This is a genomic window from Neobacillus bataviensis (assembly GCF_019969725.1).
On the sequence record NZ_JAHXYW010000010.1, the window covers coordinates 66347 to 83389 of the forward strand.

Here is a 17043-nt window from a genome sequence, read left to right on the forward strand (position 1 = left end):
ATAGGACATATTTTAAAAAAATGATAGAATAGGTTTTATCTTAATAGTTTAGGAGTAATTAACTTGCAAATGAGAATGGAAAAGACAGTATCTGCTAATCAGAGGATCAAAGCCTTATTACCATGGTTATTGGTATTCATTTGGATGTTTCTTATATTTAATATGTCCGCTCAACCGGCTACTGAATCTAACTCTCTTAGTATGGGAGTGACCGAGAAAGTGATCGAGACCTTGAACAAAGTGAAGCCGGGAGCAGATTTGAACATGGAAACGCTCAATCATGTGGTGAGAAAAAATGCGCATTTCTTTGCTTATTTGGTGCTTGCTGTATTGACGGTGCATGCTTTGAGGAGAGGCGGAAAATTAAGCGGGTTCATGATGCTCCTAGCTCAGGGGATATGCGTCCTTTACGCCTCGTCCGATGAAATACACCAAATATTTGTACCAGGCCGGGGCCCGCAGGTGAAGGATGTTTTCATCGATAGTTCAGGAGCTCTATTGGGCATCGGAATCTATTATGTTATCAATCAATTTTGCGGCCGCAGGACTAAAAAAAAATAGCTGAAAGAAACCAAGGGGGAAGCCTTGGTTTCTTTTGTTATGGCGGTGTTTTATTTAGAGTGCCCGTGACAGATCAAAAAAGAGGATCATGGGCACTGTGGAGAGCTCAGAGTGCCCGTAACAGTTCAAAAAAATGCTAGCGGGCACTATCAGCGTTTCAGAAGAGCTAGTATTTGTTTTGATGGTGCCATTAATAACAAACCAAAACGAAACCGAGGATTACTCCCCGGTTTCGTTTTGTTTATTACGTCTTTAGTTTCCTTTTTTTGTCAAAATAGACAAACCCGCACAAAAAATAGACAAAACCCTTTAAAAAAGAGACAAAGAGCCCTCAAAAATAGACAAACCCACGCAAAAAATAGACCAACCCACGCAAAAAATAGACAAACTGGCCTTAAAAATAGACAAATCCTCCATAAAGGGAAAAGTTTATAATTTCAACCCCGTCCTGCTTTTAAATCTGCGTAATAAAATATGGCTTTCTACTCGTGTGATGCCTTCCAAGCTATATAATTCCTCATTAATAAAGTTTTCCAGCCGTACAAAGTCTTCGACCAGAACGTGCATATGTAAGGTACTTGGCCCGGTCATCTGGTAGCAGCTTGCTACAACGGGATTATTCGCTAAGGTTTCCGCCACGCGGACCAGAGAGGCCGGCTCGCAATCCACCTCGAAGAAAGCGGAAACGCCTTTTCCTACTTTGTCGGAGTTAATGACGACCGTAAATTTTTCAATCACGCCATTTTCAATTAATTGAGAAACCCGTTCACGGATGGAGACACGGGATAGGTTCAATTCTTTTCCTATATCAACATATGACATTCTGCCATTTTCAATTAACAATTGAAGTATTTTTCGATCGACTTCATCTAGTATCATCCGCCCACCACATTTCCTTTTTTTCCTAACCTAATCTTAACTAGATTGTGGTAAATAATCAATCCAATGAAAAATAAAGCAGAATAATTATACTAGCAAAAAAGTTTAATATTTTCAGAATAATATATAGATTTTTAAAAAACACTGTATTATAATAAAGCACATAACAAAATGTAATGCAAAAGCGGAAAATTCCTTCATAACGTAGGGTGTAATTAATAAAATTCTGCTAAATGAATGATATTTCGTGATGCGAAAGGGGAGAAAGTGGATGAGCAACAAAGCGAAAGTTATTTCAGCACTTTTTTTGAGTCTTATGTTACTTTTGGCTGGGTGTGGCAGTAACAGCAAATCTTCCAGTTCAGGTGCAAAGGAGACTTCAAAAGAAAGCACTACAACAGCATTAAAACATGATAAATCCGAATTGGTAGTTGGACTGGATGATGATCCGCCGCAACTAGATCCGCATTTTTCGACAGCGGCTGTTGACCGCCAAGTTTTTCATAGTATTTATGACACATTGGTTGATGTGGATGAGAAGTTAAACTTCGTCCCGGCACTAGCAGAAAAATGGGAAATCTCCCAGGATGCCAAAACATATACTTTCTTCTTACGTAAAAATGTAAAGTTCCATGATGGCACACCGTTTAATGCGGAAGCCGTTAAATTCAATTTTGAACGAATGATGGATCCGAAAGCTGGATCACCTCGTGCGTCTGAATTGTCCTCTATTCAAAGTATTGAAGTAGTAGACGAAAACACGGTAAAGGTACAGCTTTCAAAGCCATACAGCCCATTCCTGGCAGCCCTTTCTGACCGTGCAGGCATGATGGTTTCTCCTACAGCCGTAAAGGAAAAAGGAGCCGATTTTGCGAATTCACCAGTGGGTACTGGTCCTTTCAAATTTGTATCACGAGTGAAGCAGGATAAGATCGAAGTAGCAAAAAATCCAGATTACTGGGGCGGAGCACCGAAATTTGAAAAAATCACGTACCGTCCATATGCCGATGAAAACGTACGTCTAACGAATCTAACATCTGGTGATGTAGACATCATCAGCAAGGTTCCGCCAAAGGATGTTGAAAAGCTAAAAACGGATACCAATCTAAAGCTTTCTGAAGTAGGAGCACTAGGATTTCAAGGTTTATATTTGAACCACAAAAAAGCACCATTTAATAATAAGGCACTTCGTCAAGCATTGGATTTAGTGATTGACCGCGATGCCATCATTAAGGTTGCGCTTCGCAACACAGCTGTGCCTTCAGCGGGAGCAATTCCTCCAAGCTCATGGGCATTTGACAAAACGTTAAAACCAACAAAGAAAAATATTGAAAAAGCGAAGAAGATCATGGCAGATGCCGGTTTCCCTAGCGGCTTCTCGTTTACTCTTCAGCTTCCTGCGAAACCAGTGGAACAGCAAATGGGTCAAATGATTCAATCCATGGCTGCAGAAGCCGGAATTAAAGTAAAGCTTGAATTAGTTGAATTTGGAACGATGTTAGATAACATGGATAACTTTAAATTTGATGCAGTCCGTTTAGGCTGGAGCGGAAGAACTGATCCAGACGGTAATATTTTTGCTCTTTACCATACTACTGGTTCGATTAACTACGGTTATTCCAATCCGAAAATGGACCAGCTATTAGAAGAAGCCCGTGTTGAAACCGACCAAGCGAAACGTAAAGAGATTTATTCACAAGCGGCGAAGTTTGGACAAGAAGAAGTACCTTACATCTTCCTATATCACGAACTAGATTACAAAGCCTACAAAAATAATTTACAAGGTTACAAGCACATCCCAGACACCATGATGCGCTTCCAAGACGTTTCATTTAAATAAGCAAATGCTTGCGTCGGCTTGGAGGATTCTCCAAGCCGATGTCTTTCATTATCATCGATAGAGTCTGAGAAAGGGAGGGACATACGTGGTCAAGTTTTTAATTCGAAGATTAGGTCTTATGGTCGTGATTCTTTTTTTAGTCAGTATTATTGTCTTTTCATTAGTCCATCTCACACCGGGTGATCCAGCTAGAATGATTTTAGGCCAAGAGGCAACGAAAGAAGCTCTCAATGCCTTGCGTGAAAAAATGGGCTTGAATGATCCGCTTTATTTACAGTACATCCATTGGGTAACGAATGTTCTTCAAGGTAATCTCGGCTACTCCGTCAAAGATAATACGCCGGTTCTGAACGTGCTGCTTCAGAAACTGCCGGTAACGATTCAGCTTTCGGTTATGTCGTTTTTTATTGCCATGGTGATTGCGATTCCGGCCGGAATTATCTCAGCAACTCGAAAAGGAACGATTTTTGATTACTTCGGCACAACGTTTGCGTTATCAGGGGTTTCGATTCCCCCATTTTTCTTAGGGATTTTGCTTATTTTCATTTTTTCCATTTCATTGGGCTGGTTTGCTCCATCAGGGTATGTAGAGCCATGGGTGAATTTTGGAAAAAGTATTTCATTAATGATTTTGCCAGCGCTGGCGGTCGGAGTCCGATTGAGTGCGGAAATTACGAGAATGCTGCGCTCGAGCATGCTGGAGGTTTTGCAGGCTGACTATATCAGGACAGCATACGCAAAAGGGGTTCTTGAAAAGGGTGTTGTCCTAGGGCATGCCTTAAAAAATGCGCTGATTCCCGTTGTAACGGTCAGCGGTTTGCAATTGGCGACCTTCTTGGGAGGAGCTGTTATTACTGAAACCATTTTTGCCGTTCCAGGCCTTGGCCGTTTGGTGGTCGATGCGATTTTAACAAGAGACTTCCCAGTGGTTCAAGGAGCAGTCTTATTTATGGCGATTGCGGTTGTAATCGTAAACTTTTTAATTGATATTCTTTATTCCATTCTTGATCCGAGAATTAAGCTAACAGGAGGACAATGACGATGGAAGCAAAGTTAGAGCAAGTTTTACCAAAAGTTGAAAGTCCGAAAAAACGGCGAATGAAGGAAATGAGTGCTCGTTTTTTCCAAAATAAATTAGCGGTTGCAGGCGGCGTATTTACTCTGCTATTAATCTTGATGGCTGTATTCGCGCCCTTGGTGGCACCATTTAGCCCAAGCCATCAGGATTATGCGAAATTCCTGCAAAGCCCAAGTGGTGCCAATATCATGGGTACGGATGAACTTGGCCGCGATATATTCAGCCGAATTATTTATGGAGCAAGAGTTTCCATCCAGGCTGGTATCATTTCTGTAGGAATTGCGCTCTTGCTTGGGATTCCAATTGGTCTTTTCTCAGGTTATTACCGAGGCGTACTTGATGAGTATGTGGTTATGCGTTTTACCGATGCCTTGCTTTCGTTCCCTCCGCTAGTCTTGGCGTTATCTTTGGCTGCGGTGCTTGGAGCAGGCTTGCAAAATGCAATGATTGCGATTGGGATTATCTTTACACCAAACTTTATCCGCCTTGTCAGGGGCGAAGTGTTGAGTCAGCGGGAGCGCGAATATGTGACGGCCGCGAAGGCGTCCGGTATCAGCGATGTGAAAATTATGTTCCGTCATATTTTTCCGAACTGTTTGCCTCCTATTTTAGTACAAGCGACCTTATCGATTGCAGCGGCGATTATTTCTGAAGCTTCTTTAAGCTATTTAGGATTGGGCACGCAGCCGCCAACACCAAGCTGGGGTGCGATGCTATCGATGGGGCAGGGGTATCTGAAAGACGCACCGTGGATTTCCTTGTTCCCGGGATTATTCATCTTTTTAACCGTTTTATCGATCAACTTATTTGGTGATGGCCTGCGCGATGCGTTAGATCCAAAACTGAAGTGAGGGGAATAACATGACTTTTTCAATTACAGCACGATGTGAGAAAACGGGAATGTTAGGGGTTGCTGTTTCGACGGCAAGACCGGCTGTCGGCTCCTTAGTTCCTTTTGTAAAAGCAGGCGTAGGCGCGGTTGCGACCCAGGCATTGGTTAATCCGTTTTACGGAATTGATGGATTAAAGCTTTTGGCTGAAGAGTTATCTGTTGATGAAATCATAGAGCGGCTCACAAAAGATGACTCTCATAGTGAAAGAAGACAGTGTGCCATCGTCGATAAGAACGGGAAGGCGGCCGCTTTTACCGGTGCCGAAACCGTTCCATGGCAGGGGCATTTAATTGGTGATCAATTTGTTGTGGCTGGGAACATGCTGACCGGCCCGGAAACCTTAGAAGCGATGTTTGAAACTTTTCAAGCATTAGAGAATGTAAGTTTACCAGAGCGGCTAATGGCGGCCTTAAGCAGCGGTCAGGAAGCCGGCGGTGACAAACGGGGAAGGCAGTCGGCGGCGCTTTATGTGGTCCATGAGGAAGAGTATCCACTAGTAGACATCCGTGTCGATGAACATGCTGATCCGGTTAAAGAATTATTCCGTGTCTATGAAAAATGCCAGGAAAATCTGTTTCCATACACAATCAATCTAGTAAAAAGAAAGGAGGGGCAAGATTATGACGCAAGCGTTGTTAGAGGTTAAAGACTTAAGGGTAAGTTTTGTCGGGAAAAAGAAAACGACAAACATTGTGGCCGGTTTATCGTTTCAGGTGGAAAAGGGCAAAACCTTGTGTATCGTAGGCGAATCCGGCTGTGGAAAAAGTATGACCTCCCTTTCTGTCATGGGACTGCTACCGAAAACAGGGGAAATCGAAGGAGAAATCCTGTTGAAGGGTGACGATTTAACGAACAAGTCCATGAAGCAAATGAGTAAGATTCGCGGTAATCAGATTTCGATGATTTTCCAGGAACCGATGACTTCCTTAAATCCGGTACAGACGGTAGGCAAGCAAATTGCCGAAACGATTATACTTCACCAAAACCTCAATAAAAAAGAGGCGCGTGAAAAAGCGATTGACATGCTCCGGCTTGTAGGGATTCCGTCACCGGAAAAACGCATCGATGCGTATCCGCATGAATTGAGCGGCGGGATGAGACAACGGGTAATGATTGCGATTGCCCTAAGCTGCAACCCTGAGCTCTTGATTGCCGATGAACCAACCACGGCACTGGATGTAACGATCCAGGCGCAGATTTTAGACCTAATGAAGAAATTGCAAAAAGATCTGGATATGGGAATCATTATGATCACCCATGATTTAGCGGTTGTATCTGAAATGGCCGATACCGTCCTTGTGATGTACGCAGGAAAAGCGGTCGAATATGGCACCAGGGATGCCGTCTTTAACAATCCTTCCCACCCTTACACACAAGGCCTGATGAAATGTATACCTGATGTGGATTCGGAGGAAGAGGTTGAGGAGCTTTTTGTGATAAAAGGTTCCGTTCCATCTCCAGACGCCATGCCTGCAGGATGCCGTTTTTTTGACCGCTGTCCACATGCAAAGGAAATTTGCAAAATGAACGCACCGGGAATTACTTCGATTGATGGGCAGCATTCGGTAAGCTGCTGGAAATACACTGATAAATGGGAAGGTGAAGGGCATGAGTCTTCAATTAGAGAAATCGCAGTATCAAAATCTTCTTGAGGTCCAAGATTTAAAAAAACACTTTCCTGTTGGCGACCAAGGATTTTTTTCAAAAGAAAAACAGGTGGTTAAAGCCTTAGATGGTATCACATTCTCATTGAAAAAGGGAGAAACCTTAGGGATTGTCGGGGAGTCCGGCTGTGGGAAATCGACCATGGGCCGAGCCATCCTAAGGCTTCATGAACCTTCTTCTGGGAAAATTATCTATGAAGGAAATGACATTACACAGGTTCCAAAAAAAGATATGCGGGCTCACCGGAAGGACCTGCAGATTGTTTTTCAGGACCCATACGGCTCGCTAAATCCGCGAATGACTGTAGGGGCAATGTTATCGGAAATCGTGGAGACACATAAGATTGTTCCGAAAAAGGATTTGTACGATTATGTCTGCCGCTTGCTTGTAGAAGTTGGCTTAAACGAACAGTATTATCACCGCTTCCCGCATGAATTTTCCGGTGGGCAGCGCCAGCGGGTTAGTATCGCACGCGCGTTGTGTACGAATCCGAAGTTAATCGTTTGCGATGAAGCTGTATCCGCGCTGGATGTATCGGTTCAATCGCAAATTCTAAATCTCTTGCAGCGTTTAAAAAAGGAACATCAGTTGACCTACTTGTTCATTTCCCATGATTTGAGCGTCGTCAAGCATGTCAGCGACCGGGTTGCTGTCATGTATTTGGGGAAAATGGTTGAATTGGCAGATAAAAAAGATCTGTATGACAATCCGCTTCATCCGTATACGAGAGCCCTGCTTTCAGCGATTCCCTCGACGAAGGAGGAAAAGAAACGCGAGAGAGTCATTTTATCAGGGGATGTCCCAAGTCCGATCAATGTTCCAAGCGGCTGCCGTTTTCATACAAGATGTCCATTAGCAACAGATAAATGCCGAACAGAGGAACCGGCCTTTAATGAAGTAAGCGAGAATCATTTTGTTGCTTGTCATTTTGCATAAATCGGATGGGTCCTTACCGGAGTGGTAAGGACGTTTTCGTTAAAATAACATATATTTTACAAAAAGGTATATTTCGTTTGTAAGGCAAATAAGATAAAATTGTTTACAAAAGGAAAATAAATAAATCATTTCAGATACGATATGAATGAGGGGAGAACATCATGAAATTTGATTACTTAAATTACCCATATCCGTCCCAACGAACAGCCACCATCGCCAGGAACGGAATGGTCGCTACTTCTCAGCCGTTAGCCGCACAGGCCGGCCTTGATATTTTAAAAAAGGGCGGAAATGCCATTGATGCGGCGATTGCCACGGCAGCATGCTTAACAGTGGTAGAGCCGACCTCTAATGGGATTGGCGGCGATGCATTTGCGTTAGTCTGGACAAAAGGCGAGCTTCACGGCTTGAATTCAAGCGGTCCGGCACCAAAAAGCATCTCGATTGAAGCGGTAAAGGAAAAAGGACATGAAAAAATGCCGACGTTTGGCCTTGTGCCTGTAACGGTTCCAGGTGCACCGGGAGCATGGGCAGAACTGTCCAGACGATTTGGCAAGCTGCCATTAACCGAGGTCCTCCAGCCTGCAATCGAATATGCCGAAAAGGGATACGCGCTTTCCCCTGTTTTAGGAAAGTACTGGAACTCTGCTTTTAATAGATTTAAAGATTTGTTTATAGGTGATGAGTATAAAGGCTGGTTCGAAACCTTTGCTCCGGACGGCAAGGCACCACAAATCGGGGAGATTTGGAAATCAGAAGGCCACGCAAGCACACTGCGCGCCATTGCGGAAACGAAGGCTGAAAGCTTTTACCGTGGCGAATTAGCGGAGAAAATTGACGAATTTTCCAAGCAGCACGGCGGTTTCCTTTCTAAAGAGGATTTAGCGGCTTATAAGCCTCAGTGGGTCCAGCCGATTAAAGTGAATTACAAAGGCTATGATGTCTGGGAGATTCCGCCAAACGGCCAGGGAATTGTTGCCCTGATGGCGCTTAACATCCTAAAAGGCTATGATATCGCGGAAAAAGAATCCGTGGAAACCTATCATAAACAAATTGAAGCGATGAAACTTGCCTTTGCTGATGCCAAGAAATATGTGACAGACCCAGAAAAAATGTCAGTAACATCCGAGCAATTATTATCTGAAGAATTTGCGGCAGCAAGAAGAAGTTTGATTGGGGATTCAGCGCTGACGCCTGAACCAGGAACTCCTCCAAAAGGCGGTACGGTTTATTTAGCAACAGCTGATGGCGAAGGCAATATGGTTTCGTTTATCCAAAGTAACTATATGGGTTTTGGCTCAGGAATCGTGGTTCCGGGAACAGGCATTGCCCTGCAAAACCGCGGCGCAGATTTCTCGTTGGACCCAACGCACGAGAACCGTCTTGAACCGGGTAAACGGACGTACCATACGATTATTCCTGGTTTTTTAACAAAGGATAATGAAGCGGTTGGACCATTCGGTGTCATGGGCGGATATATGCAGCCGCAGGGTCATGCTCAAGTCATTATGAACACGATAGATTTCCATTTAAATCCGCAAGCGGCCTTGGATTCGCCAAGATGGCAATGGATGGAGGGCAAGAAGATTTTAGTTGAAAACACCTTTCCTACCCATATTGCACAAGCACTGGCAAGAAAAGGGCATGACATCGAAATTGCTTTAGAAGGCGGTCCGTTTGGAAGAGGACAGATCATTTGGCGAGACCCAAGTACAGGTGTGCTTTCTGGCGGAACAGAATCGAGAACGGACGGTACGATTGCGGCCTGGTAAATCCAAAAAAGGTGTTGAATAAATAATGAAACAGCTAGATATCAGTATTGCATTTTTTCGATCTGGAATCTTAGGCTACGGGGGAGGGCCCTCTTCGATCCCGCTCGTTCATAAAGAGGTGGTCGAGCGGTTTAAGTGGATGAATGATGATGAATTTGCGGATGTGTTAGCGTTAGGGAATACTCTGCCAGGTCCGATTAATACCAAAATGGCAGGATATATCGGTTACCGGGTTGGAGGGTATTTGGGAATGATCAATGCCATTCTGTCTTCGATTCTCCCAACCATTTTACTCATGATCATCTTGCTTACCTCCTTGTCCTCTGTGAAGGACCTGCCATGGGTGGCGGGAATGACGAAAGCTGTTGTTCCGGTTGTAGGTGTCATGATGGCCACGTTAACCTGGGATTTTTTCAAGAAATCGTATCAAACGCTTGGAAAAATAAAAGCAGGTTTGGTTGTTATTGGCAGCTTGCTATTATTACAGGTTTTGGGGATCCATCCAGGGATCCTCATTGCAGCGATCTTAATTTTTGCCCTTGTTAAAAAGGATAAAGCCCCTAAGGCTGCGGAAAAAAATGTGGAAAGAGGGGTGGGATGATGTTATATTGGCATATTTTCCTTGCCTTTTTCATACCGGGAATCGTCGGTTATGGCGGCGGTCCTTCTTCGATCCCGCTTGTCGAAAATGAAGTGGTTGGCCATTACGGCTGGATGACGGTTCAGGAATTTAGTGAGGTTTTGGCGCTTGGCAATGCCCTGCCAGGACCGATTGCGACGAAAATGGCCGGTTATATTGGCTATGAGGTGGGAGGGGTCATCGGTTCGGTGATCGGGGTGTTTGCGACTGTTGCACCTTCACTGTTCTTAATGATTGTTCTGTTAGGTATATTATATAAGTATAAGGAATCACCAAGGGTGAAGCGGATGACGACCTATATCCGCCCGACGATTGCGGTTCTGTTGGGTGTGATGACGTTTAACTTCTTCTTCACGTCCTACCATAATTCTGGTGTTCTCCAAACGGTCTTCTTAATTGCAGCAAGCTTGTTGCTTTTAGAAAAATTCAAGGTGCACCCGGCCTATGTGATTGTGGGCTCATTAGCTTATGGGGCGCTGTTTTTATAAAAGGGTGTAGCAGGAGGGGAACTATGTTAGTTAGTCGGTCCAATTTGATTTATGCGTTTAGTAAGGAAAACAAACCGGTTTTACAGGTGGATTCCGGCACACAGGTTGTCATCGAAACCTGTGATTGTTTTGAGAACCAGATTGTTTCAGAGGATGTTTCTTATCATGCGATGGATTGGGATAAGGTCAATCCGGCGACCGGCCCTATTTTTGTGAAGGGTGCTGAGGCCGGCGATATTCTTGCTGTTACGATTGATGAGATCGAGCTTACAGATCAAGGGGTAATGGCGGTTAGTCCTGGTATGGGGGTACTTGGTGACCGTATTGAAGAATTCGAAGCGAAGCTCATCCCTATTCGTGATGGCAAGGCGGTTTTTAATGATAAAATTGAATTCCCTTTAAACCCGATGATTGGGGTAATCGGGGTGGCGCCGAAGGATGGAGATGTTTCCTGTGGGACGCCAGGCTCTCATGGCGGCAATATGGATAATAAAATGATTACCACAGGGGCTACCCTTTATTTTCCGGTTCATGCAGATGGTGCGCTGTTTGCGCTCGGCGATTTGCATGCTGCTATGGGGGACGGAGAAATTGGCGTGACGGGAATTGAAATTGCTGCCAAGGTAACCGTCACTTTAAAGGTCATTAAAGGCTTTAGTATTGAAAATCCGATTTTGGAATCGGAAGAATTTATTAGTACGATTGCCTCTGAGGAGACGCTGGACCTGGCGGTTAAGCGCTCAGTAGAAGACATGGTTGCCTTTTTGGAGGATCGGATTGATCTTTCTTTTAATCAAATCAATATGTTGTGCAGTGCCGTTGGCCAGACGCAAATCTGCCAGGTGGTGGACCCGCTGGTCACAGCACGGTTTCTTTTTCCAAAGTGGGTTTTGGGGAAGTATGGGTCTGGAATTTTTTAAACCGAGGGGGTTTTCCTTCGGTTTTTTTTCTAGTTATTGTTAAAATGTCCAAAGCACCCCAAAAAACGTCCAATCAATTCTAAAGAGTCTCGCAGTCCTCCATCCAAATTCTATTTTGAAATATAATTCCACAAAAAATATAATAATACTAAAATGACATTACGAAGGGGGATTAAAAATGAAGTATCCACTATTGGCAGCGGACCTAGATGGGACATTATTAAACGATCAAAAGGAAATTGCTACCGAGACGATCGAGGCAATCCAGGAGTATCGCCAAAGGGGCGGAAGAGTCGTGATTTGCAGCGGCCGCACCCCGCTTTCGACCAAATGGATTGCCAGTACCATCGGCCTTAAGGGTGAGCCAATCATTGCTTATAATGGGGCGATCCTCATGGATGAGAACGGAGAAATCAGTGCGCAATCCGTTTTTTCCATAGAATCGTTAATCAACTTTTGGGAACTGTGTGAGGCAGAGGGGATTTATGCGCATTTTTATGAAGGGGATACGCTCCTGGTTCCGCAAGTGAATAAATGGAACGAAAGATGGATTGAAAATAACATTCCTACTCTTGAAAATTCAGGGGGCAGCCGGCAAAACTGCGAGCAATTCCGGAACCAGTGCCAGGTGAAGGTGATTGGTAATATTTATCAATACCTGAAGGAACATACACCAGGCATTACTAAAATTGCCGTCTTTGATGATCAAAACAAGCTCCATGATTTTTCTAAACAAATCGTCGACATGGAAATCAGCAGCAGTTTCGATTTTCTTAATTTAGAAATTACCCCGATTGGAGTGACAAAGGCCTCCGCCTTAATCAAACTCGCCGAAAAACTCGGGATTCCCATCTCGCAAACCGCGGCAATCGGGGATAATTATAACGACTCGCTTATGCTTAAAGCAGCTGGCCTGGGAATTGCCATGGGAAATGCACCGGAAAAAGTGAAGCAATTGGCGGATGAGGTGACCGGGGGAAATAATGAAGCGGGGGTTGCCCAGGCGATTCGCCGTTATTTATTAGAATAAGATTTTAAAATAATATTTCAATATTTTCATAAAAATATTGAAATGTCGTTTCAAGTGGAATATAATAAGGGTACGGGTAATCGCTTACATCTTAGACAAACTAACAGGAGGAGAACGCAGCAATGAACGAAAATCTCGAATTATTAACGACAGAATCGCGAAATGAACAATCGATGCAGATCGATACAGCCAATCCTTTTGATATATTACGAATCATGAATGAGCAGGATCAATTGGTCGCATTAGCGGTCAAGGAAGTGTTGCCAGAAGTGGAGGCAGCAGTTCAATTTGTAGTAGCTTCCTTTAAAAAAGGCGGACGCCTCATCTATATGGGCGCAGGCACGAGCGGTCGTTTAGGCGTACTGGATGCCGTCGAATGTCCGCCGACCTTCAGCACGGATCCTGAAATGGTTCAAGGTCTGATTGCAGGGGGAGAGGGCGCATTTTTAAAAGCAGTAGAAGGGGCAGAGGACCAGCCAGAGCTTGGCGAGCGTGACCTGAAAGAGTTGGGGCTGACAAAGGACGATACCGTCATCGGCATCGCAGCCAGCGGCCGGACGCCTTATGTGATTGGAGCGCTACGCTATGCACGTAGCCTTGGCGCGAAAACCGTCGCACTTTCCTGCAATAAAAATGCGGCGATTAGCAAAGAAGCCGATCAAGCCATTGAAGTCATTGTCGGTCCAGAGGTATTAACCGGTTCGACGCGTCTGAAATCGGGCACAGCCCACAAAATGATTTTGAATATGATTTCCACTTCCTCGATGATTCTTTTAGGAAAAGCTTATGAAAATTTGATGGTGGATGTTCATGTGAGCAACCAAAAGCTGAAGGAACGCGCAATTGGCATCATCCGCAAAATTACCGGAGTTTCCTATGAAACGGCTTCCGAAACATTAGAACAAGCCGATTTGCAGGTGAAAACGGCAATTGTCATGATTAAGACGAATACAACGAAACAAGAAGCAGAACAATTATTAATAAAAGCAAACGGTTATGTAAAAAAAGCAATCCAAATGTAAAAGGTGGTCCTTGGTGTGGCAGCAGGCGGTTTAAAAATGATTCAAAATATGCTGGAACAGCTTCCGGCTTCAGAGCGAAAAATTGCTGAGTTTATTCTTGAGAATCCGCAAACGGTTTTAAACAGCACCGTGCAGGACATTGGCGTGCAGGCCCATACAAGCGGTGCCGCGGTTATCAGATTGTGTAAGTCACTAGGATTAAATGGTTTTCAAGATTTAAAAGTGAGGATCGCTGGGGATTTAGTGAAGCCGGTCGAACAAGGCTATCGTGATATCGAGCCGGGTGAATCGTTTTTCTCGATTGTTCAGAAGACGACCTCGAACAGCATCCAAAGTATCCGCGATTCCGAAGAGATGATCAATTATGAGGAATTGGAACGTGCTGTTCACACTTTGTCGGCTGCGCAAAATGTTCATTTTTTTGGCATTGGCGCATCTGGCATTATTGCGAAGGACGCTCAACAAAAGCTCCTTCGGATTCATAAAAATGCGACCGCTTTCACGGATACCCATCTTGTCGCTACTTTAATCGCGAATGCCAGTCAGGAGGATGTCGTGTTTGGGATCTCCCATTCAGGCGAAACCTCTGAAGTGATAAAAATTATGACACTGGCAAAAGAACGCGGCGTGAAAACGATTGGTTTAACGAAATACGGACAATCATCGGTCTCATCCCTGGCGGATATTAAACTGTTTACCTCTTATTCTGGCGAGGCGCCTTTCCGAAGTGCCGCCACGTCATCACGGCTTGCCCAGTTATATATCATGGATATTTTGTTTTTATCGATGGCTACGGTTCAATATGAAGACACAATCAACTCGATTGATAAAACAAGAGAAGCCATCCGGTTTATTAAGGAAGGTAAATAGTCCTTTCGGGGGGTGATGTGACGTCCATTCCGTTGACTTTTTTTAAAAAATAAAACAACAGAGAGAGGGGAAAGAACATGGCTGGAGAAAATAAAATTTTAGCAGAAAAGATTCTCGAACAATTAGGCGGCCCTGCGAATATCGGCAATTACACACATTGTATGACAAGACTTCGTGTCACACCGAATGATGATTCGATTATCGATAAAGCGGCCATTAAGAAAATAGAAGGGGTCATTGGGGTAGTCGAAGAGGAAACTCTGCAAATTATCCTTGGCCCTGGAAAAGTAAATAAAGTGACTGAGGAGTTTGGCAGATTAATAGATGCAGCAGGCGGAATTAATTTGAAAGAAAAGGCCGCGAGCAAAAAGGCGGAAATTAACCAAAAGAATGCCACTCCATTTAAACTATTTTTACGAAAAATCTCTAGTATTTTCATTCCGTTAATCCCGGCTCTTGTCGCATCCGGTTTGATCACAGGGATCACGAAAGCGATCGTTCAGGCGGGATGGCTGGCAGGAGATTCGCAGCTGGCTACGATTTTGTCTGTCATTGGCGGCGGTTTGTTTGGATACCTTGGTATTTTAGTGGGGATCAATGCAGCAAAAGAATTCGGCGGTTCACCAGCACTTGGAGCGATTGCCGGTATCTTAATTATTAACCCAGCTGTTGCAGGCATCAAATTGTTTGATACAGCGCTGCTTCCTGGACGCGGGGGCTTGATCGGTGTCCTATTTGCCGCTATTTTCATTGCCCTTGTTGAAAAACGAGTTCGCAAGTTTGTTCCACAATCACTTGATTTATTTATTACACCAACGGTTGCATTATTGATTACTGGTATTGTAACTTATCTTGTTTTTATGCCGCTTGGTGGTTTTATTTCCGATGCAATTACAAAAGGATTAACGTCCTTACTTGATATGGGTGGGATTGTTGCAGGCTTCGTCATTGGGGCAACCTTCCTGCCGCTCGTTGTAACGGGCTTGCATCAAGGCTTAACCCCAATTCATCTGGAATTGATCAATTCATTAGGCGATGACCCGCTTCTTCCAATCCTGGCAATGGGCGGTGCAGGCCAAGTCGGTGCGGCATTTGCGATTTATTTTAAAACAAAGAAAACTCGCTTAAAAAGAGCGATTGGCGGGGGACTTCCTGCCGGTATTCTTGGTATCGGTGAGCCGTTAATCTTCGGTGTGACGCTGCCATTAGGACGTCCATTCTTAACGGCTTGTTTAGGAGCCGGTGTCGGCGGTGCCTTCCAGGCAGCCTTCCATGTAGCGACGATCGCAGTAGGGGTATCTGGTTTACCGCTTGCCTTCCTAGTTGTAACTGGTCAGGTGCTGCTATATTTAGTAGGAGTCGTTATTGCTTATGCAGCTGGTTTTCTGTTCACGTATTTATTCGGTTTCAAGGATGAGATGGCTGGTGAATTTGATTGATCGGCATTTCCTTCTATTTAAATGATCCTTTGGCGGAAGAGCGGATTATTTTGGCAGGAGAAATGGGTGTGAAGCGGGCGTTTACCTCGCTTCACATCCCTGAAGAGTCCGGGGATTTAGCGGGTCGTGCGAAAAGATTGCTGCAAACCGCAAAGGAAGCTGGAATCGAGGTTTATGCGGATGTGTCGGCGCGAACGCCTGCGCATTTGGGATTGGAGAGCCTGTCTTCGTTAAAATCCTTAGGGGTTGGCGGTTTACGACTGGATGATTTTTTTGATAATGAAACGATTTTGGAGTTAGCGAAGGATTTTAAGCTCGCGCTTAATGCCAGCATTATGTTTGAAGAAGAGCTGAGGGCGCTGTTGGATGGCGGGCTTGAGGCAAGTCAGCTGCTTGCCTGGCATAATTTCTATCCAAGGCGCGAAACGGGATTATCGGAATCCTTTTTTAGAGCGCAAAATGAACTTTTTGGACGGTATGGCATTCCGGTTAGTGCGTATATTCCTGGGGACGGCGAGAAACGCGGTCCGCTGTTTGAAGGACTGCCGACTTTGGAAGCGCATCGTGGTGTTGATCCGTTTGTGGCAGCACTGGAGTTGTTCCGAGCTGGTGCCTGTGATGTTTATATCGGCGATCCCGAGGTAAGTGAGAAGCTTCTTGGGAGGTTATTGGATTTTGATCATAATGGCCTGATTCCGATTCACGTTGAAGGTTTCCAAGAAGGTGAGTTCCGGCTACGTCCTGATTTTTCCCGCGATGTGTTAAGATTCATGGATACGAGAAGTTCGGAGGCAGTAGTCCCTGAGAATACGGGGGAGCGGCCAAAGGGAACGATTACGATGGACAATGACCGTTATGGCCGTTATCGTGGCGAGGTGCAAATCGCGCTTCATGATCTGCCGGCTGATGAGCGGGTGAATGTAGTTGGTAGGGTTATCGAATCCGATTTGCCGCTGCTTTCCTTACTGCAGCCTGGGCAAATGGTGAAATTAATTCAGGTTTGAACCAAG

Annotated in this window: 18 protein-coding genes; 17 read left to right on the plus strand and 1 reads right to left on the minus strand. The window is 44.6% G+C overall.

The window, feature by feature from the left end:
* Positions 1–69: 69 nt before the first annotated feature.
* Positions 70–561, plus strand: coding sequence for a VanZ family protein (locus LC455_RS21975; RefSeq protein WP_223594277.1), 492 nt, complete (start codon positions 70–72; stop codon positions 559–561).
* Between the two features lie 111 nt (positions 562–672).
* Positions 673–996 (plus strand): hypothetical protein, encoded by a 324-nt coding sequence (locus LC455_RS21980; RefSeq protein ID WP_223593980.1) that lies wholly within the window; start codon positions 673–675, stop codon positions 994–996.
* On the opposite strand, the gene LC455_RS21985 is transcribed toward LC455_RS21980, so the two are convergent.
* Positions 991–1440 carry an Lrp/AsnC family transcriptional regulator gene (locus tag LC455_RS21985; protein ID WP_223593982.1) on the minus strand — a complete coding sequence of 150 codons (450 nt, stop codon included), beginning with the start codon at positions 1438–1440 and terminating at the stop codon, positions 991–993. The genes LC455_RS21980 and LC455_RS21985 overlap by 6 nt on opposite strands.
* A 271-nt stretch (positions 1441–1711) precedes the next feature.
* Here LC455_RS21985 and LC455_RS21990 point away from each other — a divergent pair, with 271 nt between their 5' ends.
* The 15 genes from LC455_RS21990 (at position 1712) to LC455_RS22060 (ending at position 17037) form a co-directional block, all read left to right on the plus strand.
* Complete coding sequence (locus LC455_RS21990) at positions 1712–3280, plus strand: ABC transporter substrate-binding protein (protein WP_223593984.1); 1569 nt, start codon at positions 1712–1714, stop codon at positions 3278–3280.
* Between the two features lie 85 nt (positions 3281–3365).
* Positions 3366–4319: an ABC transporter permease gene (locus LC455_RS21995; protein WP_223593986.1), complete on the plus strand. Its 954-nt coding sequence runs from the start codon at positions 3366–3368 to the stop codon at positions 4317–4319.
* A 2-nt stretch (positions 4320–4321) separates the two neighbouring features.
* Entirely contained in the window at positions 4322–5209 is an 888-nt protein-coding gene (locus LC455_RS22000; RefSeq protein ID WP_317851466.1) for an ABC transporter permease, read from the plus strand.
* 10 nt (positions 5210–5219) lie between these two features.
* A complete protein-coding gene (locus tag LC455_RS22005) occupies positions 5220–5897 on the plus strand; it encodes a DUF1028 domain-containing protein (protein WP_223593990.1) in 678 nt (225 codons plus the stop codon).
* Positions 5872–6903, plus strand: coding sequence for an ABC transporter ATP-binding protein (locus tag LC455_RS22010; RefSeq protein WP_223593991.1), 1032 nt, complete (start codon positions 5872–5874; stop codon positions 6901–6903). The genes LC455_RS22005 and LC455_RS22010 overlap by 26 nt, the downstream gene beginning before the upstream one ends.
* The gene (locus LC455_RS22015; RefSeq protein ID WP_223593993.1) at positions 6860–7852 is read left to right on the plus strand and encodes an ABC transporter ATP-binding protein; all 993 of its coding nucleotides are present in this window, start codon (positions 6860–6862) and stop codon (positions 7850–7852) included. The genes LC455_RS22010 and LC455_RS22015 overlap by 44 nt, the downstream gene beginning before the upstream one ends.
* Before the next feature lie 161 nt (positions 7853–8013).
* Positions 8014–9624 (plus strand): gamma-glutamyltransferase family protein, encoded by a 1611-nt coding sequence (locus LC455_RS22020; RefSeq protein ID WP_223593995.1) that lies wholly within the window; start codon positions 8014–8016, stop codon positions 9622–9624.
* 25 nt (positions 9625–9649) lie between these two features.
* Entirely contained in the window at positions 9650–10225 is a 576-nt protein-coding gene (locus LC455_RS22025) for a chromate transporter (RefSeq protein ID WP_223593998.1), read from the plus strand.
* Positions 10225–10752, plus strand: a complete 528-nt coding sequence (locus tag LC455_RS22030) for a chromate transporter (RefSeq protein WP_223594278.1) — start codon at positions 10225–10227, stop codon at positions 10750–10752. Before LC455_RS22025 ends, LC455_RS22030 begins: the two co-directional genes overlap by 1 nt.
* Positions 10753–10775: 23 nt before the next feature.
* Positions 10776–11672: an acetamidase/formamidase family protein gene (locus LC455_RS22035; RefSeq protein WP_223593999.1), complete on the plus strand. Its 897-nt coding sequence runs from the start codon at positions 10776–10778 to the stop codon at positions 11670–11672.
* 178 nt (positions 11673–11850) lie between these two features.
* A complete protein-coding gene (locus LC455_RS22040; protein ID WP_223594002.1) occupies positions 11851–12702 on the plus strand; it encodes a Cof-type HAD-IIB family hydrolase in 852 nt (283 codons plus the stop codon).
* 122 nt (positions 12703–12824) lie between these two features.
* Positions 12825–13724 carry an N-acetylmuramic acid 6-phosphate etherase gene (gene murQ, locus LC455_RS22045; protein WP_223594004.1) on the plus strand — a complete coding sequence of 300 codons (900 nt, stop codon included), beginning with the start codon at positions 12825–12827 and terminating at the stop codon, positions 13722–13724.
* 15 nt (positions 13725–13739) lie between these two features.
* Positions 13740–14594: a MurR/RpiR family transcriptional regulator gene (locus tag LC455_RS22050; RefSeq protein ID WP_223594006.1), complete on the plus strand. Its 855-nt coding sequence runs from the start codon at positions 13740–13742 to the stop codon at positions 14592–14594.
* Between the two features lie 77 nt (positions 14595–14671).
* Positions 14672–16033 (plus strand): PTS transporter subunit EIIC, encoded by a 1362-nt coding sequence (locus LC455_RS22055; RefSeq protein WP_223594008.1) that lies wholly within the window; start codon positions 14672–14674, stop codon positions 16031–16033.
* On the plus strand, positions 16030–17037 hold the full coding sequence (locus tag LC455_RS22060) for a MupG family TIM beta-alpha barrel fold protein (protein ID WP_223594010.1): 1008 nt from the start codon (positions 16030–16032) through the stop codon (positions 17035–17037). Before LC455_RS22055 ends, LC455_RS22060 begins: the two co-directional genes overlap by 4 nt.
* Positions 17038–17043 lie beyond the last annotated feature (6 nt).